At 71.2% G+C, this 22,492-nt stretch carries 21 protein-coding genes; 8 read left to right on the forward strand and 13 right to left on the reverse strand.

What is annotated here, in order from left to right:
• Nucleotides 1–22: 22 nt before the first annotated feature.
• The 3 genes from ACIP4X_RS21440 to ACIP4X_RS21450 all read right to left on the reverse strand — a co-directional run bounded on the left by ACIP4X_RS21440 (nucleotide 23) and on the right by ACIP4X_RS21450 (nucleotide 3,147).
• The gene (locus ACIP4X_RS21440; RefSeq protein WP_391454688.1) at nucleotides 23–1,048 is read right to left on the reverse strand and encodes a glycosyltransferase; all 1,026 of its coding nucleotides are present in this window, start codon (nucleotides 1,046–1,048) and stop codon (nucleotides 23–25) included.
• Nucleotides 1,049–1,113: 65 nt separating this feature from the next.
• On the reverse strand, nucleotides 1,114–2,310 hold the full coding sequence (locus ACIP4X_RS21445) for a glycosyltransferase (RefSeq protein WP_391454687.1): 1,197 nt from the start codon (nucleotides 2,308–2,310) through the stop codon (nucleotides 1,114–1,116).
• A gap of 90 nt (nucleotides 2,311–2,400) precedes the next feature.
• On the reverse strand, nucleotides 2,401–3,147 hold the full coding sequence (locus ACIP4X_RS21450; RefSeq protein ID WP_391454686.1) for a LuxR C-terminal-related transcriptional regulator: 747 nt from the start codon (nucleotides 3,145–3,147) through the stop codon (nucleotides 2,401–2,403).
• A 225-nt stretch (nucleotides 3,148–3,372) separates the two neighbouring features.
• Between ACIP4X_RS21450 and ACIP4X_RS21455 the strand changes: the two genes are divergently transcribed.
• Genes ACIP4X_RS21455 through ACIP4X_RS21470 form a run of 4 tightly spaced genes read left to right on the forward strand, consistent with a single transcriptional unit; the run spans nucleotide 3,373 to nucleotide 7,279 of the window.
• On the forward strand, nucleotides 3,373–4,920 hold the full coding sequence (locus tag ACIP4X_RS21455) for an FAD-dependent oxidoreductase (protein ID WP_391454685.1): 1,548 nt from the start codon (nucleotides 3,373–3,375) through the stop codon (nucleotides 4,918–4,920).
• On the forward strand, nucleotides 4,920–6,218 hold the full coding sequence (locus ACIP4X_RS21460) for a cation:proton antiporter (RefSeq protein ID WP_391454684.1): 1,299 nt from the start codon (nucleotides 4,920–4,922) through the stop codon (nucleotides 6,216–6,218). The genes ACIP4X_RS21455 and ACIP4X_RS21460 overlap by 1 nt, the downstream gene beginning before the upstream one ends.
• Entirely contained in the window at nucleotides 6,205–6,792 is a 588-nt protein-coding gene (locus ACIP4X_RS21465; protein ID WP_391454683.1) for a flavin reductase, read from the forward strand. Before ACIP4X_RS21460 ends, ACIP4X_RS21465 begins: the two co-directional genes overlap by 14 nt.
• A gap of 1 nt (nucleotide 6,793) precedes the next feature.
• Nucleotides 6,794–7,279, forward strand: a complete 486-nt coding sequence (locus ACIP4X_RS21470) for a YbaK/EbsC family protein (protein WP_391454682.1) — start codon at nucleotides 6,794–6,796, stop codon at nucleotides 7,277–7,279.
• A 112-nt stretch (nucleotides 7,280–7,391) separates the two neighbouring features.
• On the opposite strand, the gene ACIP4X_RS21475 is transcribed toward ACIP4X_RS21470, so the two are convergent.
• The 5 genes from ACIP4X_RS21475 to ACIP4X_RS21495 are packed head-to-tail and all read right to left on the reverse strand — an operon-like array spanning nucleotide 7,392 to nucleotide 13,290.
• Entirely contained in the window at nucleotides 7,392–8,594 is a 1,203-nt protein-coding gene (locus ACIP4X_RS21475) for an FAD-dependent oxidoreductase (RefSeq protein WP_391454681.1), read from the reverse strand.
• Nucleotides 8,584–9,591 (reverse strand): L-tyrosine 3-hydroxylase, encoded by a 1,008-nt coding sequence (locus ACIP4X_RS21480; protein WP_391454680.1) that lies wholly within the window; start codon nucleotides 9,589–9,591, stop codon nucleotides 8,584–8,586. Before ACIP4X_RS21480 ends, ACIP4X_RS21475 begins: the two co-directional genes overlap by 11 nt.
• Complete coding sequence (locus tag ACIP4X_RS21485) at nucleotides 9,588–10,088, reverse strand: VOC family protein (protein WP_391454679.1); 501 nt, start codon at nucleotides 10,086–10,088, stop codon at nucleotides 9,588–9,590. Before ACIP4X_RS21485 ends, ACIP4X_RS21480 begins: the two co-directional genes overlap by 4 nt.
• A 25-nt stretch (nucleotides 10,089–10,113) precedes the next feature.
• Nucleotides 10,114–11,916 carry a gamma-glutamyltransferase gene (locus ACIP4X_RS21490; protein WP_391454678.1) on the reverse strand — a complete coding sequence of 601 codons (1,803 nt, stop codon included), beginning with the start codon at nucleotides 11,914–11,916 and terminating at the stop codon, nucleotides 10,114–10,116.
• Between the two features lie 6 nt (nucleotides 11,917–11,922).
• Entirely contained in the window at nucleotides 11,923–13,290 is a 1,368-nt protein-coding gene (locus ACIP4X_RS21495) for a TrpB-like pyridoxal phosphate-dependent enzyme (protein ID WP_358730515.1), read from the reverse strand.
• 213 nt (nucleotides 13,291–13,503) lie between these two features.
• Between ACIP4X_RS21495 and ACIP4X_RS21500 the strand changes: the two genes are divergently transcribed.
• The 4 genes from ACIP4X_RS21500 to ACIP4X_RS21515 all read left to right on the forward strand — a co-directional run bounded on the left by ACIP4X_RS21500 (nucleotide 13,504) and on the right by ACIP4X_RS21515 (nucleotide 16,714).
• Nucleotides 13,504–13,878 carry a nuclear transport factor 2 family protein gene (locus ACIP4X_RS21500; RefSeq protein WP_358730516.1) on the forward strand — a complete coding sequence of 125 codons (375 nt, stop codon included), beginning with the start codon at nucleotides 13,504–13,506 and terminating at the stop codon, nucleotides 13,876–13,878.
• Between the two features lie 118 nt (nucleotides 13,879–13,996).
• Nucleotides 13,997–15,010 carry a permease gene (locus ACIP4X_RS21505; protein ID WP_358730518.1) on the forward strand — a complete coding sequence of 338 codons (1,014 nt, stop codon included), beginning with the start codon at nucleotides 13,997–13,999 and terminating at the stop codon, nucleotides 15,008–15,010.
• On the forward strand, nucleotides 15,007–15,777 hold the full coding sequence (locus ACIP4X_RS21510) for a TIGR03943 family putative permease subunit (RefSeq protein ID WP_391454677.1): 771 nt from the start codon (nucleotides 15,007–15,009) through the stop codon (nucleotides 15,775–15,777). The genes ACIP4X_RS21505 and ACIP4X_RS21510 overlap by 4 nt, the downstream gene beginning before the upstream one ends.
• An 85-nt stretch (nucleotides 15,778–15,862) precedes the next feature.
• Entirely contained in the window at nucleotides 15,863–16,714 is an 852-nt protein-coding gene (locus ACIP4X_RS21515; RefSeq protein WP_358730521.1) for a hypothetical protein, read from the forward strand.
• Here the strand turns inward: ACIP4X_RS21515 and ACIP4X_RS21520 are convergent.
• The 5 genes from ACIP4X_RS21520 to iolB form a co-directional block, all read right to left on the reverse strand.
• Nucleotides 16,695–18,071, reverse strand: a complete 1,377-nt coding sequence (locus ACIP4X_RS21520) for an ATP-binding protein (protein ID WP_391454676.1) — start codon at nucleotides 18,069–18,071, stop codon at nucleotides 16,695–16,697. The genes ACIP4X_RS21515 and ACIP4X_RS21520 overlap by 20 nt on opposite strands.
• Complete coding sequence (locus ACIP4X_RS21525) at nucleotides 18,068–18,730, reverse strand: response regulator transcription factor (RefSeq protein WP_358730525.1); 663 nt, start codon at nucleotides 18,728–18,730, stop codon at nucleotides 18,068–18,070. Before ACIP4X_RS21525 ends, ACIP4X_RS21520 begins: the two co-directional genes overlap by 4 nt.
• Nucleotides 18,731–18,853: 123 nt before the next feature.
• Nucleotides 18,854–19,639: a GntR family transcriptional regulator gene (locus ACIP4X_RS21530; protein WP_358730527.1), complete on the reverse strand. Its 786-nt coding sequence runs from the start codon at nucleotides 19,637–19,639 to the stop codon at nucleotides 18,854–18,856.
• Between the two features lie 64 nt (nucleotides 19,640–19,703).
• Nucleotides 19,704–21,587 carry a 3D-(3,5/4)-trihydroxycyclohexane-1,2-dione acylhydrolase (decyclizing) gene (gene iolD / locus ACIP4X_RS21535; protein ID WP_391454675.1) on the reverse strand — a complete coding sequence of 628 codons (1,884 nt, stop codon included), beginning with the start codon at nucleotides 21,585–21,587 and terminating at the stop codon, nucleotides 19,704–19,706.
• Between the two features lie 7 nt (nucleotides 21,588–21,594).
• Entirely contained in the window at nucleotides 21,595–22,488 is an 894-nt protein-coding gene (iolB, locus tag ACIP4X_RS21540) for a 5-deoxy-glucuronate isomerase (RefSeq protein WP_391454674.1), read from the reverse strand.
• Nucleotides 22,489–22,492 lie beyond the last annotated feature (4 nt).

Here is a 22,492-nt window from a genome sequence, read left to right on the forward strand (position 1 = left end):
AGTCCCAGCGGATGCGGTGCTGTCAGGCGGTCACGGTGCGGTACTCGATGTGGGTGAGGGCGTCGCGGTGGATCTCCAGGGCGAGGCCGGAGTCACGCAGTCCGTCGACGATCCGCAGTGGTTCCCCGTCCTGCAGCAGTCGTCGTACGTGCTCGGCGTCGGCCGGTGAGAGTACGGTCAGGGTGCGTATGGGGGGCACGAGGGCGGGCAGGGAGTCGATCCGGCGGAGTTCGTCGTCGAAGCGGCGGAAGGAGTCAAGCCACTCCTGGCCGGGAGAGGAACGCCTGCCGGAGGGGTAGTTGTCGATCAGGCCGGCGGCCCGGGCGTGAGGTTCGGGATGCCTGGCCAGGAACGTGCGGCGGTTGGCCTCCCATTCGGCGATGCGGGCGGCATCGGTGCGAACGACATGGTGGAAGTCCCAGCTCCACGCGCGAGGATTGTGGACGGTGGGCACACCGGCGGCCCAGGCCCGGTAGCCGAAGTCGTGGTCCTCGAAGCCCCAGCCGGTGAACTCGTCGCTGTAGCCGCCGAGTTTGTCGTACACGGCCGCCGGGACGGACAGATTGCAGCTGAAGGGCAGGTACCAGGCAGCGGCGATGCGGCTGTAGTTCTCGGAGAACTCGGCCGTGACACGCGTGCGCACCTCGGGTGTCCACAGCGGTGAGTCAGGTTCCACGCGGTGCCGTCGGTGGCCGACGACCACGGCGGCCGGGAGCGCGCGCTGCCAGTGCAGGTGCTCGGCAACCCAATGGGCGGGCACCTCCTGGTCCGCGTCGAGAAAGGCCAGGAACCGGCCCCGGGCCCGCGCAGCCCCCGCCGACCTTGCCGCCGCCCGGTTGCCGGTGCCGTCCCGGCGCACGACGAGCAGCCGCACGTCGTCGGACAGGTCGTCGACGCCCGGCGCCAGAGGGACTGCGGATCCGTCGTCCACGACGACGACCTCGTACGGTGCATCAGTGTCCTGCCGGCCGCGGCCGAGGGACTCGACAAGTCGGCGCACGGCGGCGGTGTCGTCCCTGGCAATGACGACGACGGTCAGCTCCGGCACCGTGGAACTCCTTGGCACCGCCGCGTTCTCCGGCGGCGTGGACGGCTTCGCGGATGAAGGTCTCGTCACCTCGGCCCCCGCTCCAGTGCGGCCAGAGCGGCGAAGTCCAGGGCGTGGGCGGCCATGGCGGTGGCACCGTCGTGGGCGCCGAGTACGGCGGCGACGTCTCGTGCCCGGTCGGCGAGGAACCGGTCGGACAGCAGACGTTCCACAGTGGGCAGGAAATCGTCGACCACGGCGTGTGCCGGAAGGATCTCGCCGGCGCCGAGCGCGACCGCCCGCGAGGCGTTCCACTCCTGTTCCGCATGGCCCGGGACTGCCAGCAGCGGAGTGCCCAGACAGAGTGCTTCCATGGTGGAAGTGTGTCCGGCGTGGGTGACGAAGAGGTCGGCCGCCCTGGTCCAGAGCATGCTGTCCTCCGTGTAACCGACGGCCAGGTCAGCGGTCTGGTCCGGCAGCCGTTCCAGGGGAATGTTGGGGCCGGTGACCAGCACCGTACGGGCAGGCAGCCGGTCCAGTCGAGGGGCGATTTCGCAGAGCGTGGCGAACCCCTGAGCCGTACCGCCGAGGCTGATGTACACCAGGGGAGCGTCCCCCTCCACCCCCAGCCGCTTGCGGGCCTCGGCCCGGGAAGGCATCCGGGCGGGCGACTCCTTCAGTACCGGACCGACGTGCCGGATCTCGCTCAACTCCCGCAGGGCCGCGCTGGATTCGGCGGAGTCGATGCCCGACAGCGGATCGAACCGCGACCAGTCGGGGATGTACAGGACGTCGCCGAGGAATCGACGCGCGGTCTTCGGCGGCACACCGAGTCTCTCCAGCTCCGGTACGACATCCCGGACAACTTGCGGAAAAGGAATCGAGAAGAAGCCGGTGTTCACCATCCAGGCGGCCGGTACGCCCTCCAGCGCCGCCGAGACGGCGCCCGTGACACGGAAGTCGACGATCACCAGATCGGGCCCGAACTCCCTTATGGCAGACCGCTCTTCGGCCAGGGCTGTCCGCAGGTAGTCGGGGTCTGCGAGCCGGATCCGGCCGTCGGGGGGCAGAGGCGGCGGTTCCTCGTCCGGCCGCCGGGGCGGAAAGGGAGGTAACTCGCTCACCGCGAAGGAGTCGAGCCCGCGCGCGGCGACGATCTGCCGGGCGGGTTCGGCCGTACCGACCAGCACCTCACCCCCGGCAGCGGCGAGTTCGGCGCCCACCCGGGCACATCGCACCACATGTCCGAGGCCGTGGTAGAAGCCAAGAATCAGGATTCGCATGCGTTCCCCAGGGAGTGTCGAACGACATCGGTCGTCGGGGCCGGTGGCGGCGCGGTCGACGCGACCGCCGTGGTCGGTGTGGACGGCTCTTCAGCCCACCCATTCGGCCACGTCGACCCGCCCACTCGGCCGGCCGGTGATGCCCAACTCGTACGCGACCGCGACCGCACTGGCCCGGTTCCGCAGGCCGAGTTTGATCAGCAAGTTCTGTACGTGCGTCTTGACCGTACTCTCACTGACCACCAGTTCACCGGCGATCTCGGCGTTCTTCATACCGCGTGCCAGAAGCTTGAGGACCTGCTGCTCGCGGAGAGTGAGCAGGTCCAGCGCCGAACGGCGGACGGGCTGCCTGTGGGGCGGAGCGCGGTCGGGCTCCCCCTGGTCGGCTACGTTGATCCGATATCCCCCGGAGACGAGCCTGATGGCGGACACCAGGAAGTCAGGCTCCTCCCAGGCCAGCACCACGCCCCCGGCACCCAGTTTGTCCGCCTCCGTGCGGATGGGGTCGTTCGCGTCGTTGGTCAGCAACAGCATGCGCGAGACTCCGGCACCGGAGTGTTGGACGGCCCGGTGCATCAGGTGCGCGACGTCGATGGACCGACAGGCCGTGTTGATCACGAGCACGTCCAACGTGCAGTCGAGAGTGGCTTCGAGTGCCGTCGGGCTGTCGCGGGCACTGCCGACGAGGACGAGGTCGGGATGGCCTCGCAGAACATGGACGAGCCCGGCATGCACCAGGCTTGAGTCGTCGATGAGGAAAACGCGTAATGGTCCCGGCTTCTCGCCGTCGACCAGGCCTTCCACTGTCGGATTCCGGTCGGATCGAGCCTTGCTCACGAGCCCCCCTGCGCCGCGAGTTGCAGCGATGGACAGAATCGAACAGCACCTCATCATGTCTCACGGCTGCGACTCGGGGCGCGTGTTTTTTCGCCACATTTCATTGGCAAGTGCATAAGGAGGGGGCTGGTCACTTCGGCCTAGTCCGTTCGACGCGGGGAGCAGCCGTGGTCCGTCCGATCTGCCGAAGACGACGCCACGCGACCACGCCTAGGGTCACCAGGCATGACACAGAGAGTGGTGATCCTGGGCGGTGGAACGGCTGGGTGGATGACCGCCTCCTACCTGCGGGCGGCCTTCGCGGACAGCGTCGACGTCACCCTGGTGGAGTCCCGGCGGATCGGCACCATCGGGGTGGGGGAGGCCACCTTCAGTACGGTCCGCCACTTCTTCGACTATCTCGGTCTCAGCGAGGCCGACTGGATGCCCGAATGCAACGCCACGTACAAATTGGCGGTGCGGCTGGAGAACTGGCGGGCGCCCGGCACATACTTCTACCACCCGTTCGAACGGATGCGCGTCGTGGACGGCGTGCCGCTCACCGACTGGTGGCAGAAGGCCGGTGAGACGGACCGCTTCGACCGGGACTGCTTCCTCATACCCTGGCTCTGCGACGCGAAGGCGTCCCCCAGGTACCTGGACCACCGGCTCTTCGAGCAGGACTTCGACGAGAGTCCCGGCCGTCCGCTGTACAGGACCACGCTCGCCGAGCAGAACACCCAGTTCCCCTACGCGTATCACTTCGACGCCTCCCTCCTCGCCGACTTCCTGTGCCGCTATGCCGTCGACCGGGGCGTCCGCCGGATCATCGACGACGTCGTGGACGTACACCTCGACGAGCAGGGCTGGATCGGCGGCCTGCGCACCCGCGAGCACGGAGACCTGACCGCCGACATCTACGTCGACTGCTCGGGCTTCCGCAGCCGGCTGCTCGGCGACGCCCTGGAGGAGCCGTTCATCTCCTTCCAGGACGCCCTCCCCAACGACCGTGCGGTCGCGCTGCGGGTCCCCGTCGACACCGCCGTGCAGGGCATCAGGCCGTGCACCACCGCCACCGCCCAGGACGCCGGATGGATCTGGACGATCCCGTTGTACGACAGGATCGGCACCGGATACGTCTACGCGGGCGACTACTGCGAGCCCGAGGAGGCCGAGCGGGTCCTGCGCGACTTCGTCGGGCCCGCCGCCGCGGACCTGGAGGCCAACCACATCCGGATGAGGATCGGCCGCTCCAACCGGGCCTGGGTCAACAACTGTGTGGGCATCGGGCTGTCCGCCGGCTTCGTCGAACCACTGCAGTCGACCGGTATCTTCCTCATCCAGCACGCGATCGAACAACTGGTCAGGTACTTCCCCGGCACGGACCGGGACCCGGTGCTGCGCGACACGTACAACCTCAGCACGGCCAGGGCCATCGAGGGCGTCCGGGAGTTTCTGATCCTGCACTACCGGGGCGCCGCCCGAGTGGACAACGACTACTGGCGCGACGCCAAGAAGCGCGCGGTACCCGACGCCATGGCGACGCGCCTGGAGCAGTGGCAGAGCAAACTCCCCGACAACGACACCACCTATCCCTACTACCACGCCTTCGAGCCCTACAGCTACGTCTGCATGGCCCTTGGCCTCGGCGGCATCCCGCTTCGCCACCCGCCCGCACTGGACCTGGTCGACACCCGCGCGGCCCGACAGGAACTGGCCCGCGTCCGGGAACAGGCGCAGAAGCTGGTGGACACCCTGCCCAGCCAGGTGGAGTACCTCTCGAGGCTGCGCTGATGGAGCTCGCCCTGCACGCCCTGGCGGTGCTGGCCGTGGTGCTCGTCGTGGCCCGGCCGGCCCGCCGGGCGGCGACGCTGGTACGCCAGCCGCCCGTCATCGGGGAGATCGCCCTCGGTTTGATCGTCGTCCCCGTCCTGACCACGGCGGCCGGCCCCGGCCTCGTCGGTACGGTTCTGCCCGCCGAGGTGACCGACCATGTGCACACCGTCGGCCTGGCCGGTCTCGCGCTGTACCTGACAGGCGTCGGGCACAGCGCGCGGCCTCGCCGAAGCGAGGTATCGCCGCGCTCGTACGGCTGGCTGCTCGCCGGTTCACTGCTGCCGGGGCTGCTCGCCGGAATGCTGGTTTCCGGCTGGGTGGTGTGGCGGGACGAGCCGGGGGATCGTGGTACGGCGCCCACCGCGGCGCTGGTGCTGCTGCTCGCCGCCGCGTTCGCCGTCACTGCCGTACCGGTGCTGGCGCGGATCCTCACCGACCGGGGCATCGCAGACACCACCGAGGGCCGACTGTCTCTCCTCGTCGCCGTCACCATCGACGCCCTGACCTGGCTGGTCCTGACCGCCGCACTGGCCGCCGCCGCGAGTGGCAGCGGACGGTTCGTCCGCGCGGCCGCAGTGATCATCGCCGGGGCGATGGCCGCCCTGACCCTGCGGTGGCTGCTCGGCAGGACGGCCGTTGGCAGGCTGTGCGCCCGGTGGCCGGTCGCCGCCGCGATCGCGCTGTGCGCGATCGCCGTCGCGGCCGCCATGACCACGGAGCGGGCGGGGCTCACAGCGATCTTCGGTGCGGTACTGGTCGGGCTCGCCGTGCCCCAGGACGGCGAATGGGGGCCGCGGACCAGGACCGTACGGACCGTGCAGCGGTGCGGACTGCTGTTCGTCCCGGTGTTCTTCGTGACGGCCGGCCTCCAGATGTCCGCAGACGGGGCGGACGGCTTCTCCTGGGCGACCCTCGTCCTCGTACTGTTGCTCGCCACGGCCGCCAAACTGGGCGGGGGCTACGCCGGCGCACGTGCCGCGCGGCTGCCCACCGGGACGGCGCTGCGCTTCGGGGTGCTGATGAACACCCGTGGCCTGACGGAGATCGCCGTGCTGCAGGCCGGGCTGTCGGCCGGGATCCTCTCTTCCGGGCTCTTTCTCGCCCTGGCGCTGATGGCGGTGGTGACCACGGCCGCCACCGGCCCGCTGTTGTCGGCCGTGGACCACCGGTATCCCTCCACCGGCCACGGCACAAGCACCGAGACCGACTTCCCGCCTCACCCCGCGTCCGAGGAGCTGTCCCATGACGAGGCCTGACGCGGCCACCACGGCCATTGAGGAAACCACCGCAGATCAGGGCGACTTCCGAGCCCTGATGTCCCTGTTCCCCACTGGTGTCGCGGTACTCGGGGCCTTGGACGGTGCCGGTCGGCCCTGGGGTATGACCTGCTCCTCCCTGTGCAGCGTCTCCCTCAGCCCGCCGACGCTCCTGGTGTGTCTGCGCAGCGGCAGCCCCACGCTGGAAGCGCTGGAATGCACCAGGGCGTTCAGCGTCAACCTGCTGCACCACTCCGCTCAGAACGTGGCGGAGCTGTTCGCATCCGGTGACCCGGACCGGTTTCGGCGGACGGCCTGGCATCTACCCGACACCGCGGCGGCCGGCCCGCACCTGCGGGACGCCGCGCATGCCGTGGGCGACTGCCGGGTCGACGGTGTGCGGCGGATAGGGGACCACACTGTGGTCTTCGGCCGGGTGCTCCGGGTCAGCGTCGCCACCGAACCCGGACGGGCCCCGCTGCTGTACGGGTTGCGCCGGTACGCCGCGTGGCCGTCGAGCGGTAGCGTGACGGACGCCGGCCGTTCTCGGCCGAACGCATCCGACGAGGAGTGAGATGTCGCAGCCCGCGGAGCCCACCGGTGTCCTGTCACCCGAGGAGGTGCTCCGCAAGTCCGGAGTACCGTTCACCGTCCTCGACCACGTCCCGATCGTGGGACGACAGGACGCCGAGACCAAACTCGGCCTCGCCACCGAGCAATTACTGAAGACCATGGTGTTCAGGACCGCGGACGGCGGCTTCGTGCTCGCCGCCCTGCCCGTCACCGGACGCGTCAACTACGGTCGGCTGGCCCGGGCGGCGGGCGTGTCCCGCGCCAAGCTCCGGCAGGCCGAACCCGGTGAGCTGAGCCTGCTGGGCATGGAACCCGGTGGAGCGAGCCCCGTGTGCGACCTGCCGGGCGTCGTGATCGTCTTCGACGCGTCGGTGACCCGCATGGGCATCGTGTACTGCGGCAGCGGACGCGCCGACCGCACCGTACGGATCGATGCCGCGCAACTCGTCGAGCTGGTGAACCCGAAGATTGAGGAACTGTCCTCGTGATCCGGGCCTGTCGCCCCGCCGGGTGAAGCCGGCCGCCCGCTTGTGGGCGCGCGAGGAGAGGCGGTGTGGACCGGGACTCCCGGTCCACACCGCCTCTCGCGTGCTCGCGCGGTCAGCTCTCCCGGTTCCCCCGTTCGTCGAACCGTTCCGGGGCGAACGGCTCGGCGTCCGCCGCGTGGTGGCCGGACACCAGGTGTTCCGCCAGCAGCCGGGCCGTGCCCGGTGCCAACGGCATACCGTCTATGCCGAACCCGGTGAGCAGCCACAGCCCCCGAGCACCGGGCGCCGGGCCCACGACGGGCAGACCGTCGGGGGACATCGGGCGTACCCCTGACCACGCCGCGCGCACCGGTGTCTTGGCCAGTACCGGGGCATGCCGGGCAGCCGCTGCCGCGATCAGCGCCACCGCCTCCTCGCCGTTCCGTACGTCGTCGAGTTGCAGCGCCGGGCCGCTGCTGGAACCGAGCACGACCTCCCCGCTCGGCAACGGCTGCAGCGAGAAGACGACCTGGGGGTCCGTCGCCGGCGCGGGAGCGGCGATGTCGGCCAGCAGGGGTGGTCCGTTGCGCTTGAGACCGGCCGGACCGTGCCAGGTGGACTGCATGAGCGTATGGCGGAACACCGCACCCGTGACCGGTGCCGTGCGCACCAGCCAGCCACGCGCCCCGAAGACCGGCACATCGCTTCCGGCCTGCTGGGCCAGGCTCCGCGACCACGGCCCCGCCGCGAGCACCACTGCCCCCGCCGCCAGCGGCCCGCCGTCCGTCACCACACCGGTGACCCGGTCGCCCTCCGTCGTCAGCCCCCGGACCGGGGTGTGCGTGCGGATCTCGGCGCCCGCCCGGACGGCCCGCCCGGCCAGCGCCGCGGCCGCCAGCACCGGGTGCAGGGCGTACGCCCCCTCGACCACCACCGCGCCCGCCAGGTCGGGGGCCAGGCCGGGTTCCAGTTCACGCAGTTCACGCGGGTCGACCTCGTGGGCCGGGAACCCGGCCCGGGACAGCGCGTGACCGTGGTTGCGGGCCCGGTCCATGCCGTCCGCGTCCGCGGCGACCAGTAGATAGCCATGCGGACGGAACCGGAAGGGTACTTCGCTCTCCCGCTCGCTCCGCTCGTAGTAGCCGACCGCCTCGGCGAAAAGGCCGGCGCAGGCGGGCAACGGGCTCGGCAGCAGACCGCCCTGGTTGCGGCCGGTGGCACCGCCGGCCAGTGCGCCGCGCTCCAGGAGCAGTACGCTCAGCCCCTGGCCGGCCAGTCGCTCGGCGGCGGCACAGCCCGCTATGCCGCCGCCGACCACGATCACGTCATGCGCCATGGGAGCCGCTTCCTTCCAACGGGTGCTCGAAAGCGCGGGTGGGGGGCGGAGAGGGGGCCGGGACAGGGCCGGGGTACTCCGAGGAGGAACGCCGTACGGAGTCCCGGGCGATGCTGCCGAGGAGCTGTGGAACAGCGCGTTCGATCTCCTCGACACGTGGGGTCCGCAGCGCGTCCGGCCTCTCGGCCCGGCTGGTTGTAGTCGCCGGATACAAGCCGTTGACCGTCAAGTCGTCCCGCACCACCCGTACCCGGCGCAGGAGTTGCGCGGCGACCTCCGCGGGCGAGCAAGGTGCCCGGAGAGTGAGGAAGTACGTGTCGAACAGGACCGCCCGGACATCGCGCGGCAGGGGGCGGCCGTTGCCCGCCGCCGACTGGAGCAACGAGGGGGCGTCGGGCACCAGCTTCGCGGCGATACCCTCGTGCACGACCTCGTTGAGCGTGCACTCCTCCAGCAGGGCGTCGGCGCGGCCGTCCCAGGCGGCGGGCAGCCGACCGCGCAACAGGCCCCGTACGGGGCCGTAGTCACGTGCCCAGGCTCCGCTGAACGCCGGGTGGTGCAGTGCCATGCTCGGCCTGATGATCCGGTGGTAGACGTCCCGGGTGCACGACGCCGTGTACAGCAGCATGGCCGAGTAGCCGCGCACCAGGCGGGCCGCCGCGGCCACCTCGTCCGGCGGCGCCGGGATCGCGGCCTCGTCCGCCCGCCGCGCCAGTTCCTGCCAGAGCATGAAGCTGAGTTGGTGACCAGTGATCCACCGGAACCAGAACAACTGCTCCGCGGAGTCCGCGGCGCCCAGGGCACCTGGGGGCTCGGTACCCGTGCCGGGCCCCATGCCGAGGAGCTCCGCGTACCGTCGCGTCAGGTGGTCGTCGCCGCTGCTGGGCACCGGGGCGGGCGGCAGCACCAGGGGTTCGAGCCCGTAGGCGCGGCCGCCGAACTCGGCGACGCCGGCTTCCAGCAGACCGGTGGTCGAGTTGCCGTCCAGCGCGCTCACCGTCCCTCGGCCTCCGCCGGTATGTGGGTGAACTCGTACTCCAGCCCGTTGACGTCGTAGGCGTAGAAGCTGCTCACTCCGTCGGAGTCCACGACGATCTCCGTCGGGGGTTCGGGGCGGGCGAAGACATAGCGTCCGGAGGCGAACAGCCGCTGCCAGCGGTCCCGCCACTGCCGTAGCTCCTCGGCGGTCGCGGCGGTCATGCACACGTGCTGGAACTGGAGCGTGTCCGGATGCGGGTGGGAATAGGGGGCCGAGCGGGTGAATACGTGGAACCGGGTGCCGGCGGCCACCACCTCGGTCAGCCGGGTGATGCCGGGCAGGCGGTCTCGGGTCAGGTCGGAGAAGGTGTCGAGGGTCCAGGCGGCGTCGCCGCCGAAGAACTCGGTGTACCACGCGACACAGTTGTCCAGGTCGGCCGTCTCGACCGCCAGGTGGTGCAGTCCGACCTGCGGGGCGCGGCCGGGCGGGATGGTTTCGTCCACGGGGAGGGACACGGGTTCGGGAATCCTTTCCGGTGGTTCATCGGGCGACCGCATAGGCCTGCTCGCCGCGCGGTGAGGCGGCGGCGAGCAGCAGGCCGTCGCCCGGTTCGATGCCCACGGCGCACACCTTGCCCAGTGACCAGTCCGGGACGGACACGAGAACGTGCCCGCGACGGTCGAGGTTCGAGGCGACAGTGTCGGAGCAGCGGCTCTCGATCTTTACGGCGAGCGGCCTGTGCGTGCGGGGCGTGAACGAGGACGGGACGTGCTCGGAGTGGAAGGCGAGCGTCTCGGTGGCGCGTTGCAGGTCGAGTCCGAAATCGGCGTGGGCCAGGAAGAAGCCCAGCGTCCACTGGTCCTGTTGGTCTCCGCCCGGGGTGCCGAAGGCGAGCCGCGCACGGCCCTCCTCCAGGACGAGGGTGGGGCTCAGCGTCGTACGGGGCCGCTTCCCCGGTGCCAGGGAGTTGGGGTGGCCCTCCTCCAGCCAGGCCATCTGGCCCCGGGTGCCCAGGGGGAAGCCGAGCCCGGGGACCACCGGGGAACTCTTCAGCCAGCCGCCGCTGGGCGTGGCGGCCACCATGTTGCCGTGCCGGTCGGTGACCGTCAGACAGCAGGTGTCGCCGCGCGCCTCGGTCGCCGCCACCACCGGGGGGACCACCGTGGGCAGTCCGTCGTACAACTGCCCCTGCCAATACGGTCCGACGGGCGGATCGGCCAGATCCAGCGGTGGGATCCGCGGTGGTCGGACCATCGGGGTGCCGGGCCGCAGCGTGTCGGAGGCGTACTCGCCGACCAGTCGGCGGCGGTCGGCGGCGTAGCCGTCGGACAGCAGCGCGGCCAGTGGTACGTCCGTGAAGTCGGGGTCTCCGTACCAGGCCTCCCTGTCCGCGTACGCCAGCTTGGCGCACTCGATCACGGTGTGCAGGTGGTCGGCGCTGTCCAGTCCCATCGCCGCGAGGTCGAATCCCTCCAGCAGCGCAAGTTGCTGGAGGAAGACCGGGCCCTGCGACCAGGGGCCCGGCTTGTGCACTTCCAGGCCCCGGTAGCCGCGGCTCGCCGTGGCCTCCGTACGCGGCTCCCAGCGGGCCATGTCGTCGCCGGTGAGCAGCCCCCGGTGACGGCGTCCGGTCGCATCCAGCATGTCGGTGCGCAGGTGCGCGTCGATGGCCTCGGCGACGAAACCGCCGTAGAAGGCCCGGTGAGCGGCGCGTATCTGCTGCTCACGGTCGGCTCCCGCGGCCTCGGCCTCCTTGAGGATCCGCCGGAAGGTCTCGGCCAGGGCCGGGTTGCGCAGCCGGGAACGGGGACGGGGCGCCGCTCCGTCCACCAGGTACGTGCGGCCGGACTCCGCCCACTCGTCGCGGAACAACTCAGTCAGGACGCCGATGGCCTCGGCGGCCTTCGGCAGGACCGGGTAGCCGTCCGCCGCGTAGCCGATGGCGTACTGGAGGATCTGCCCGAGGCGCATCGTGCCGTGCTCTTCCAGCAGCCTCAGCCAGGCTCCGAACGCCCCGGGCACAGTGGCCGGGAGCAGTCCCGAGCCGGGGATCCGGGGCAGATCCAGGGCCCGGAAGGCTGCCGGCGTCGCGGCCTGCGGCATCGGCCCCTGCCCGCAGATGACCCGGGCGCGGCCCGCGGGGGCGTCGAAGAAGAGGATCGGCACATCACCACCGGGCCCGTTCAGATGGGGTTCGACCACCTGCAGGACGAAGCCGGTCGCGGCGGCGGCGTCGAAGGCGTTGCCGCCGGCGTCCAGGGTCGCCATGCCCGCCGCCGAGGCCAGCCAGTGCGTCGAGGACACCGCGCCGAAGGTGCCCCGCAGCTCGGGGCGCGTCGTCACCACCCCTCACGCCGAGGCGGCGGGCGACGGGAGTTCGCTCAGGCTCGCCGCGATCTGATCGTCCGTGACCATCGGGTTCTCCATCGTCCCGGCCAAGAAGGAGTCGAAGGCGGCCAGGTCGAAGTTGCCGTGCCCGGAGATGTTGAACAGCACGACCCGTTCCTCCCCCGCCTCACGGGCGGCCAGCGCCTCGACGAGCGCCGCCTTCAGCCCGTGCGACGACTCGGGGGCGATGACGAAGCCCTCGCTCCGCGCGAACTGCACCGCCGCGTCGAACACCTCGGTCTGCGGGAAGGCGCGGGCCTCGACCAGACCGTGCTCCTTCAGCAGGCACAGGCTGGGCGCGTCACCGTGGTAGCGCAGACCGCCGGCGTGGATCGAGCCGGGGATGAAGTCGTGCCCGAGGGTGTGCATGTACAGCGGCGGGGTCAGGCCGGTGGTGTCCGGGTAGTCGTACGCCAGCTTTCCCCGGGTGAGGGTCGGGCAGGCATCGGGCTCGGCAGCGACGAAGCGGGTCCCGGGGCGTTCGCCGGTGAGCCGGTCCTGCAGGAACGGGTAGGCGAGCCCGGCGTAGTTGGAGCCGCCGCCGACGCAGCCGATCACCACGTCCGGGTACTCGCCCATGATCTCCATCTGCTTCTTCGCCTCCAGACCGATCACGGTCTGGTGCAGCAGCACGTTGTTCATGATGGAGCCCAGCGCGAACTTGGTGTCGTCCCGGCTCAGCGCGTCCGCGACGGCCTCGCTGATGGCGATGCCGATGCTGCCGGGCGAGTCCGGGTCCTTGGCCAGGATCTGGCGCCCGGCTTCGGTCCGCTGCGTGGGAGAGGCATAGACCTGGGCTCCCCAGCTCTGCATCAGCGACTTGCGGTAGGGCTTCTGCTCGAAGGAGGCGCGGACCATGTAGACGTTCACTTCGAGCCCGAACAGCGCACCTGCGAACGACAGCGCGGAGCCCCACTGGCCCGCCCCGGTCTCCGTGGTCAGCCGGCGGACGCCCTCCTCGGCGGCGTAGTACGCCTGGACGACGGCGGTGTTCGGCTTGTGGGAGCCCGACGGGGACACGCCCTCGAACTTGAAGTAGATGTGCGCCGGTGTGTCGAGCGCGCGCTCCAGGCGTTCCGCACGGACCAGCGGGGAAGGCCGCCAGATCTTGTAGACGTCCCGCACCCGCTCCGGGATCTCCACCCAGCGGTCCTGGGTGAACTCGTGCTCGATCACCTTCCGGGGGAGCAGGTCGACCAGATCCTCCGGCTGGAGCGGTGCCATCGTCACCGGATTGAGCGGGCCCGGCAGGGGAGCGGGCAGATCGGGAAGGATGTTGTACCAGCGGTCGGGCAGATCGGTCTCGGAAAGCAGGACTCGCTTCAGCACCGGTGATTCCCTTCGAGAGCCAGCACATTACTGCTACGGGATCGTAGAGAGGGGGAAAGGTTGACGACTTCGTCTTTTCTGCCTGTTTGGAGGGATGGGTGCTCCGCAGATCTGACTAGTCCGAAATGGGCGCGACTCCCGCCGGCCGCACCTGCACACTGGCAACGCAGACCGGCATGTGGCGCAACGCCGGGCCCGATGCGGAGGAAGAACGTGACTGCAACCGACGCGCACACCATCCGTGATCTGGAGAGGCGCCGTTTCGACAGCATCGCGGAACACGACATCGACGGCTTCGCCGATCTCGCTCACCCGGATCTCTCCTACACCCACTCCAGCGGAAGCCTCGATACGCTCGATTCGTTTGTCGAGAAGTGCGAGAGCAACCATTACGTGTACCACCGAATCCACCATGTGATCGAGAGTGTGAAAGTGGCCGGTGGTACCGCGGTGGTCATCAGCGAAATCCACATCGAAATGACTGCGGGAGGAATACGCAGGAAATTGGCCAATCGCTCGCTCGGAGTGTGGACCCGGGTGGACGGCACGTGGAAGCTCCTCGCCCACCAAGCCACCCCGAAGCAGTAGGGGAAGGGTCACACAGCGGCAAAGTCCCGGGTCCGCGGTGAGACACCGCAGGCGGCACGACGTAGGGGAGGGGAGGGGACCCACCCGCGCCGCCCGACCTCCCGGAGGAACCTCGCCCGTGACGACCGTAAAAGCACCTCCGGCCCCGGCCGACGGCCGCAGTGACGAGGAGACCCCTCAGGGCTGGAATCTCAACTCCTCGCTGGGACTGACCCTGCTGCTGCTCCTGCTCGTCGTCGGGCAGGGCCCGATCCGCGGGGCGCTGGCCACGCCGGTGATGCAGAGCTGGATGACCATCTTCCTCGCGGTGGTCGTCCAGGCACTTCCCTTCCTGGTCCTCGGCGTGCTGCTGTCGGCGGCTCTCGTGGTGTTCGTCCCCCCGTCGTTCTTCGCCCGCGCGCTGCCGAAGCGGCCCACCCTCGCGGTGCCGGTCGCCGGAGTGGCCGGGGCGGTCCTGCCCGGTTGCGAATGCGCCTCGGTGCCGGTCGCCGGAGCGCTGGTGCGCCGGGGGGTCACGCCCGCCGCGGCGCTGGCCTTCCTGCTGTCCGCTCCCGCGATCAACCCGATCGTGCTGACCGCCACGGCCGTCGCGTTCCCGCGGAACCCGGAGATGGTCCTCGGCCGCTTCGTGGCGAGCCTGCTCGTGGCGTGCGCGATGGGCTGGCTGTGGCAGCGTCTCGGCCGCGCCGACTGGCTGCGGCCACCGGTCCGCGCCTCGTACGAGGGCAGGAGCAAAGGCGCGGCGTTCTGGGGCTCCGTACGGCATGACGTGATGCACGCCGGCGGGTTCCTGGCCGTCGGCGCCATGGCCGCGGCCACGCTCAAGGCCGTGGCACCGGAGAGCTGGCTACGGACGGCGGCAGGCCACCCGGCCGTCGCCGTCCTCGCGCTCTCGGTCCTCGCGATGCTGCTGTCGATCTGCTCGGAGGCGGACGCGTTCGTCGCCGCGTCGCTGTCCCAGTTCTCGCTCACCGCCCGGCTGGCGTTCCTCGTGGTCGGCCCGATGATCGACCTGAAGCTGTTCGCGATGCAGGCCGGCACCTTCGGCCGCTCCTTCGCGCTGCGGTTCGCTCCCGCCACCTTCGTACTGGCCGTCCTGGTGTCGGTCCTGGTCGGGGCGGTGCTCCTGTGAGCCGCCAGGCACAGGCGGCCCTCCTGTTCCTGATCGGCGGGGCGATGGTGCACACCGCCACCACCAGCCTCTACCTGCGCTACGTCAAAGCCGGGCTGCAGCCCCTGCTGCTCGCGGCCGGAGCCGTCCTGATCGCCACGGCCGCCGCCACCGCCTGGTACGAACTGCGCCGGCCGGCCACCACCGGCCGGCAGCGGCACACGGAGGAGACGCACGAAGGACAGCAGGAGAGCGACGGACACCGGGACGGCGACCGCCACCGCGAGCCCCGGGTCTCCTGGCTCCTCGTACTGCCCCTGTTCGCCCTCATCCTGGCCGCCCCGCCCGCACTCGGCTCCTACGACGCCATGCGCACCGGAACGGCCCTCCAGCCGCCCCTGGCCTATCCGGCCCTGCCGCCGGGCGATCCGCTCAAGCTCACCCTGGTGGACTACGCGGAACGCGCCGCGTACGGGCACGGACGCACCCTCGGCGACCGGAAGGTCGAGATCACGGGGTTCGTCGCCCTCGACCGCGGCGGCACGCCCTATCTGGTCCGCATGGCCCTCAACTGCTGTGCCGCCGACGCCCAGCCGGTCAAGATCGGCCTGTCCGGCGAGCTGCCGCCCGTCCTGCGACCCGACTCCTGGCTCCAGGTCACCGGCACCTACACCGGCAAGCGGACCAAGGACCCGGTCGGCGGCGGGATCATTCCGTTCATCGACGTCGTCGACGCCAAGCCGGTCCCGGCCCCGGAGGACCCGTACGACGAGAGCTGGAACCAGTAGGGCGGACGCGCACGGCGTGCCGGGAGGCGCCCCGGCCCAGCGCGTAAAGGAAGCGTTCAGGGAAGCGGTGGCACGGTTTGGCCCCATGACCTACGAAGCCTCCGAAACCACCGCGACGCCGGCGGCCGCCCCCGGCCGTCGCCCGCGCTGGAACAAGGTGCCCGAAGTCACCGTCTACTTCTGGATCATCAAGGTGCTGTGCACGACGGTCGGTGAGACCGCGGCGGACCTGCTGAACGAGAAGGCCGGTCTCGGCCTGACCGGGGTGTCGGTCCTGATGAGCGGCCTGCTGGCCGTAGTGCTGGTGGTGCAGTTCCGCACCCGTGCCTATCGCGCCGGCGTGTACTGGCTCGCGGTGGCCCTGATCAGTGTCGTCGGCACGTTGATCAGCGACAACCTCACCGACAACATGGGAGTTCCGCTGGAGACGAGCACCACGGTGTTCGCCGTCGCCCTGGCGGTCGTGTTCGCCGTCTGGTACCGGCGTGAGCGGACCCTGTCCATCCACCACATCGACACCGGGAGCCGTGAGGCCTTCTACTGGCTGGCCGTGCTCTTCACCTTCGCCCTGGGCACCGCCGCCGGCGACCTCGTCTCGGAGCGGATGGATCTCGGCTACTGGCTCTCCGCCGCCCTGTTCGCCCTGGCGATCGCCGCGGTCGCCGTCGCCCACTTCGCGCTCGGCCTGAACGCCGTGTGGAGTTTCTGGATCGCCTACATCCTGACCCGTCCACTGGGTGCCTCGATCGGGGACTATCTCTCCCAGCCGAGCGCGGACGGCGGTCTCGGACTGGGCACCGTCGTGACCAGTGCGCTGTTCCTGATGGTCATCCTCGGTCTGGTGGTGTACCTGTCGGCGACGCGCAGGGACGTGGTCGAGCAGCCGGAGCCGGCCGCCGGAGTCTCCGGGGGCGGGATCAGCCGGCCGGCAGGCTGACGGTGAACCGTGCCCCGGGCGTGTGCTCGGGGTCGTGGGACACCTCACCGCCGACGGCACGGGCAAGGCGCCGGGCGAGCGGCAGTCCCAGTCCGGCGCCGTCGTGTCCGTCGGCACGGTCGGCGCGCCGTCCGGGCTGGAAGAGCTGGGACGCGAAGGCCGAGGGCACGCCGGGGCCGTCGTCGGTGACGTCGATGCGTACGGCTGCCTGTTCGCGACGCGCCGAGACGGTCACGCGGGAGTGCGCGTACCGAGCGGCGTTGGCCAGCAGCGGACTGACGATCCGCTCGAGCAGGGCCGGTGCGGTCCCCGCCTTCAGGTCCGGGTCGGTCGCTTCCACGAAGGCCCTCACTCCCGGCCCGGTTCCGAGGTCCTGGACCAGGCAGCGCAGAACAGGCACGACCTCGGCGGTGCCCGGCACCGCCGAGGGGGCCACGGCGTTCTCCCGGGCCTCGTGCAGAAGGGTGTCGCAAATGGTGCGCATGGACTGGGCCGCCTCGTCGATCACCTCGTGAGTGGCCCGGGTCTCGGCGGCGGAGCGCGGCCGGGACCGCCACCAGTCCAGCTCCATGATGATGCGGCTGAGCGGGGTGCGGAGCTCGTGGGACAGCTCCGCGGTCAGCTGCCGTTCATGGCGCAGCACCGCGCGGATACGGTCCAGCAGCGCGTCCAGCGAGGCACCGAGTCGGGCGAGTTCGGCGGGCTGCTCCGCGACGCCGAAGCGCTCGTCGGAGGCGACGGCGCTCCGCTGAGTGGCCTGGTCGGTCATCGTGCGCACCGGGCGCAGCGCCCTGCCGACGGCCAGGCGTGTCAGCCCGTAGGTGCACGCGAGCATGACGGCGTCCAGGGCCAGTGATGCCAGGAGCAGGGTGTCGGCGGAACTCTGGTAGGGGGCGAGGTTCAGAGCGGTGACCACGGTGGCGGCGGCGTGGTGGCCGGATACGGGCTGGGAGCACAGCCGGACGTCCAGCTGGTTCTGGACCGGGACGGTCGTGCAGGCGCGTCCACCCGCGGCCGCCAGTCGTACGGCGGCTCTGGCCAGGGGGCTGTGGGCCGTGGTGGAGGGCGGCCATTCGAGCAGCCGGGTTCCGGCGTAGATCCACACGTTCGCGTCGAGCAGCTCGTCGTTGGCGGATTCCACGACGCGTATCCGCGGGCCACTGGTGTCGACGGTCGTGGCGACGGCGGCCGCCCGGGACCGCAGCTCCTGGTCCGCCTGGTGTTCCAGATGCCGGTCCGTCACCACGTTGAAGGCCACGGTCAGGACGGTCATCAGAAGCGCGGCGGTGGTCAGGGCCACGAGCGAGAGCCGGCCGCGCAGCGTGCGCGGAGCCGGACGGCGTGGAAGCCGTTTCATGACAGCCGGTGCCCGATTCCGCGGGCCGTGCCGACGGTCAGGCCGCTGCCGGCCGTCCGCAGCTTGCGGCGCAACCGGGTCAGGTACTGGTCCAGGGTGTTGTCGCTGACCTGCGCCCCTTCCGGCCAGGCCGCCCGGACCAGATCACGGCGGCGGACGATGCTTCCGTCCGCGGCGACGAGCGCGGCGAGCAGTCGGAACTCGGTCGGGGACATGGCGGCGTGGACGCCACGCACGGTCACGCTGTGCTCGACCGGGTCCAGGACCAGCTCTCCGGCCGTCACGGAGGTCGACGGCCCGGCACGTTTCAGGGCCGCTCGCAGCCGTGCGACGAGCTCGGCGAGGTGGAACGGCTTGGGCAGGTAGTCGTCGCCTCCGGCGGAGAACCCGGCCAGCCGGTCGGTGAGCTGGTGCCGTGCGGTGAGGAAGACGATGGGGGCGCGGAACCCGTTGGCGCGCATCGCCTGGCACACGTCCCGGCCGTCGGCGTCGGGCAGCCCGATGTCGAGGACGGCGGCCGAGACGTCCGCCGAGACCAGGCGCAGGGCGGTCGCGCCGTCGGCGGCGCAGACGGGGTCGAAGTCCTCGTCGGACAGGCTGCGGCGGAGGACGTCGCGCAGGGCGTGGTCGTCTTCGACGACCAGGATCTTCCGGCGCATGCTCCTCCGATCTCCGGTGCGCTCCTGCCGCGGTCGGCCCGGCACGCGCCATGGCCGACTGCAACCTCGTGGACTGTCTACCGCACTGTAGACGACGAGTGCGCCTCGGTGGCCATCGCTCGCTCAGGGCCGCGCCAGCAGCTCGAAGTCGAAGGTGTAGCGGGACGCGCGGTAGACGTGGTGGGCGTATTCGACCGCTCTGCCCGTGTCGTCGTAGGCCGTGCGGTGCATGGTGAGGAGGGCGGCGCCCTGGTGTTCGTCGAGGAGGGGGGCCTCCTCGGTGGTGGCCGTGCGGGCGCCGATGGTCTGGCGGGCGCTGTGCAGGGTGATGCCCGCCGAGCGCATCACACGGTACAGGCCCGTCGTCTCCAGCCGGGCGGTGGCCGGTTCGAGCAGGGCCGCCGGCAGGTGGTTGCACAGGTACGCCACCGGCCGGCCGTGCGTGAACCGCAGCCGTTCCAGCGCCGTCACCTCGGCGCCCTCCGCGAGCCCGAGGGCGGCGGCCACCTCGGCGGTCGCGGGCACCCGCTCGTTGCGCAGTACGAGCGTGCTGGGGGCCTGCCCGGCCGTCTCCAGGTCGTCGTAGAGGCTGCTCAGCTCCAGGGGGCGTCTGACCCGGCTGTGCACCACCTGGGTGCCCACCCCGCGCCGCCGCACCAGCAGGCCCTTGTCGACCAGGGACTGGATGGCCTGGCGGACCGTGGGGCGGGACAGGCCCAGGCGGGCGGACAGGTCGATCTCGTTGCCGAGGAGGTTCCCCGGGGTGAGCAGTCCGCGTTCGATCGCGGCCTCAAGTTGCTGGGCGAACTGGTGGTACAGCGGCACCGGACTGCCCCGGTCCAGGGCGAAGTCCAGGGAATCGAGCGCGCAGACGGTCCCGGGACGTGACCGGTCACCGGTCGTCGCCACGGCGTCACCTCCTTCGGGTCGGGTCTGGTGGGACACGTGCGCGTACGGCACCGGCCGAGCGCGGTCACAGATGACGGCGGCGGGCGGCCGCCTCGCGCTCGTAGCGCGCGCGGGCCCGGACGGCGGGCTCGCGCGCGGCCACCTCGGCCACCGGCACGTCCCACCAGGCCTCGGCCGGGGGAGCGGCCGGGGCGGCACGCTCGACGTCGGTCTCGACGTGGACGCACGTCGGGCGGTCGGAGGCACGGGCCGCGGCGAGTGCCGCGCGCAGTTCGCCGACCGTCTTGGCGCGCAGCACCTCCATGCCGAGGCTGGCGGCGTTGGCGGCGAGGTCCACCGGAAGGGGAGCGCCGGTGAAGGAGCCGTCGGCGGCGCGGTAGCGGTAGGCGGTGCCGTAGCGCTCGGCGCCCACCGACTCCGACAGTCCGCCGATGGAGGCGTACCCGTGGTTCTGCACCAGCACCACGTTGACGGGCAGGCCCTCCTGGACGGCGGTGACGATCTCGGTCGGCATCATCAGATAGGTGCCGTCGCCGACCAGCGCCCACACCGGCGTGTCCGGCGCGGCCTGCTGCACGCCGATCGCGGCCGGGATCTCGTAGCCCATGCAGGAGTAGCCGTACTCCAGGTGGTACTGGCGCGGGGAGCGGGCCCGCCACAGTTTGTGCAGGTCGCCCGGGAGGGAGCCGGCCGCGTTGATCACCACGTCGTCGTCGCCCACGACCGTGTCCAGGGCGCCCAGCACCTGGCTCTGGGTGGGTACGACGCTGTCGTCGCCGGCGCCGAACGCCGCCTCGACCACCCGTTCCCAGCGCTCCTTGCCGGCGTGGTACGCGGCCTCGTACGCGGCGTCCACCCGGTGGCCGGCCAGTGCCTCGGTGAGCGCCGTGAGCCCGGTGCGCGCGTCGCAGACGAGGGTGGTGGCCGCCAGCTTGTGGGCGTCGAACGCGGTCACGTTGAGGTTGACGAAACGGACCTCCGGGTTCTGGAAGAGCGTGCCGGAGGCCGTGGTGAAGTCGGTGTAGCGGGTGCCGACGCCGATGACCAGGTCCGCGGCGCGGGCCAGGTCGTCACTGACGGCCGTGCCGGTGTGGCCGATGCCGCCGAGGTCGGCCGGGTGGTCGTGGCGCAGCGAGCCCTTGCCCGCCTGGGTGGAGGCGACCGGGATGCCGGTGGCGTCGGCGAACGCCTTCAGCGCGTCCTCGGCCCCGCTGTGGTGGACGCCGCCGCCCGCGACGACCAGCGGACGCCGGGCGGCTCGCACGGCCCGTACGGCGTCGGCGAGTTCGGCCGGGTCGGGGGCGGGACGCCGTACCCGCCACACCCGCTCGGCGAAGAACTCCTCGGGCCAGTCGAAGGCCTCCGCCTGTACGTCCTGCGGCAGAGCGAGGGTGACCGCGCCGGTCTCGGCCGGGTCGGTGAGCACCCGCATGGCGTTCAGGGCGGAGGGGATCAGGGCCTCGGGCCGGGTGATCCGGTCGAACCAGCGGGAGACCGGGCGCAGGGTGTCGTTGACCGACACGTCCGCCTCGACGGGGTGCTCCAGCTGCTGGAGCAGCGGGTCGGCGGAGTGCGAGGCGAAGTAGTCGCCGGGGAGCAGGAGCACCGGGAGACGGTTGACCGTGGCCAGGGCCGCACCCGTGACGAGGTTGGTGGCGCCGGGGCCGATGGACGTCGTGACCGCCTGGGTGGAGAGCCGGCCGCGTTGCCGGGCGTACCCGACCGCCGCGTGCACCATGGCCTGCTCGTTGCGGCCCTGGTGATACGGCATGACGTCCTCGCCGGCCTCCATCAGGGCCTGTCCGAGGCCGGCCACGTTGCCGTGGCCGAAGATGCCCCAGGTGCCGGCGATCAGCCGGTGCCGTACGCCGTCCCGCTCGGTGTACTGGGCGGCGAGGAACCGCACCAGCGCCTGGGCCGCGGTGAGGCGGATCGTGGAGTGGCTCATCGTGACCTCACGGGGAAGGGGCGGTGTACAGGGGCAGGCGGGGGTCGACGGGCTGCTCGGGCCAGGTGCCGCGGATCCACGCGTGGTCGGGGTGGTCGCAGATCAGCCAGGCGCGCTCGTCGTCCGGGCCTGCCATGACGTTGAGGTAGTACATGTGGTGGCCGGGCACGGCCATCGACGGCCCGTGCCAGCCGTCCGGGATCAGGACCACGTCGCCGCCGCGCACCTCGGCCAGCACGTCCGTCTCCCGGCCGGGACCGGACGGGGAGACCCGTTGGTAGCCGAGGCCGGGAGTGCCGTCGTGGGCGGCGAACTCGAAGTAGTAGATCTCCTCCAGGACCGATTCCTCGCCCGGCCGGTGCTCGTCGTGCTTGTGCGGCGGGAAGGAGGACCAGTTGCCGCCGGGGGTGATCACCTCCACGGCGATCAGCCTGTCGCACTCGAAGACGCCTGCCGCGCCGAAGTTGTTGACCTGGCGGGAGCAGGTGCCGGTGCCGCGCAGCTCCACCGGTACGCCGGAGGCCGGACCGTAGCGGGCGGGCAGGCGCCGGGTGCAGCGGGCGCCGGTGAGCGCGAACCGTCCGCCGCCGGTGGACGAGACGGTCGCGCGGGCGTCGCGCGGTACGTACGCGAAGTCGCTCACGCCGCTGAACACGCTGTCGCGGCCGGTGAGTCGGAACGTGTCACTGCCGAGGTCGCAGTCGGCCACGACCGTGCAGCCGCCCGCCAGCGGCAGCACGATCCACTCGCTGTCGCCGGTGTCGAAGGTGTGCGAGCCGCCCGGCGACAGCTCCAGGACGCGCAGACCGGAGTGGCCCCAGCCGGCGGACTCCGGGCTCACGTCCACCACGTAGGGCCCACCTGCGGCCTTCCGGGCGGGGAGGTGGTGCGGGCTGGTCACGAAA

The organism is Streptomyces sp. NPDC088817 (genome assembly GCF_044750345.1).
GTDB lineage: Bacteria > Actinomycetota > Actinomycetes > Streptomycetales > Streptomycetaceae > Streptomyces.

Coding starts and splice junctions, on each gene's coding strand:
- ACIP4X_RS21460 (WP_391454684.1), top strand. CDS start 4,920: ATGGAGCTCGCCCTGCACGCCCTGGCGGTGCTGGCCGTGGTGCTCGTC.
- ACIP4X_RS21525 (WP_358730525.1), bottom strand. CDS start 18,730: ATGCGCCGGAAGATCCTGGTCGTCGAAGACGACCACGCCCTGCGCGAC.
- ACIP4X_RS21520 (WP_391454676.1), bottom strand. CDS start 18,071: ATGAAACGGCTTCCACGCCGTCCGGCTCCGCGCACGCTGCGCGGCCGG.
- ACIP4X_RS21475 (WP_391454681.1), bottom strand. CDS start 8,594: ATGGCGCATGACGTGATCGTGGTCGGCGGCGGCATAGCGGGCTGTGCC.
- iolD (WP_391454675.1), bottom strand. CDS start 21,587: ATGAGCCACTCCACGATCCGCCTCACCGCGGCCCAGGCGCTGGTGCGG.
- ACIP4X_RS21515 (WP_358730521.1), top strand. CDS start 15,863: ATGACCTACGAAGCCTCCGAAACCACCGCGACGCCGGCGGCCGCCCCC.
- ACIP4X_RS21470 (WP_391454682.1), top strand. CDS start 6,794: ATGTCGCAGCCCGCGGAGCCCACCGGTGTCCTGTCACCCGAGGAGGTG.
- ACIP4X_RS21465 (WP_391454683.1), top strand. CDS start 6,205: ATGACGAGGCCTGACGCGGCCACCACGGCCATTGAGGAAACCACCGCA.
- ACIP4X_RS21445 (WP_391454687.1), bottom strand. CDS start 2,310: ATGCGAATCCTGATTCTTGGCTTCTACCACGGCCTCGGACATGTGGTG.
- ACIP4X_RS21455 (WP_391454685.1), top strand. CDS start 3,373: ATGACACAGAGAGTGGTGATCCTGGGCGGTGGAACGGCTGGGTGGATG.